Source organism: Pseudomonas vlassakiae, assembly GCF_014269035.2.
Lineage (GTDB): Bacteria > Pseudomonadota > Gammaproteobacteria > Pseudomonadales > Pseudomonadaceae > Aquipseudomonas > Aquipseudomonas vlassakiae.
Genome location: NZ_JABWRP020000057.1, coordinates 1 through 826, shown reverse-complemented (window position 1 = coordinate 826; position 826 = coordinate 1). Strand labels below are relative to the sequence as shown.

The following is an 826-nucleotide window of genomic DNA, read 5'->3' as shown; positions in this document are numbered from 1 at the left end:
ATCCCGCCACTGTTTGATCCGGTTGTCCCTGACCTTGTCAAATTGGCGCGCATTGAAGTCCAAGCGGTTGGCTGCCGGGTCGTAGCGGAATTCTTCGCTACCCACCAGCGAGCCGGTATCGCGGCTGCGCAATTGGCCGTTGGCTTCGTACTCGTACTTGATCTCGCCCCGCAGCTTGTCGAGGGTGCGCACCAACTCTCCAGCCGGGTCGTACTGGTAACGGCGGTGAATCGGGTTGTAGGCATGCTCCACCAGCAGCGAGGTATTGATGCCGGTGTTATGCACCTGCGAGAGCTTGTCGGCGGGCAAGGTCGAGGCGAACTGCCAGGCCTTGCGCCCCATCGCATCGTAGCCAAAGCAACTGGTGAGCTTGCCCTGGGTGCGGTAAACCTCCCGGTGCAGGTCATCACGCTCCATGTCGCTGATCACCTGCCCGTCCAGATTCAACTGGTGCAGGTGCCCGCTGCCGTAGTACAGGTGATTGACCTTGCGGCCATCCGGCAGGGTCAACGTGGTCAGGTTGCTCAGCGGATCGTACTCGTAGCCCAGTGTCCCATCGGGCGTGATCTCTTGGGTCAGCCGCCCCAGCAAGTCGTAGGCGTACTCCAGCTTTTCCTCGGTCACGCCAAGCTGCTTGCCGACTCCGCTCGGGTGCCGCTCGATGCTCAGCAACCGGTCACCGTCGTCATAGGTGAACCGCTGCTCAACATCGCGATTGAGCTTGGCGATCAAGCGGCCAATGGTGTCGCGCTCGAACAGCGTATGCCGCTCCGGGCGCTCGGCGTTTTCACCGTAGCCAATCTCATCCAGCCGGACGAGATGGCCA

General features: G+C 61.5%; 1 protein-coding gene. It reads right to left on the bottom strand.

The annotated features are described in order from the left end of the window. A partial coding sequence (locus HU738_RS25760; protein ID WP_367616190.1) for an RHS repeat domain-containing protein occupies window positions 1-826 on the bottom strand: 826 nt, incomplete at both ends.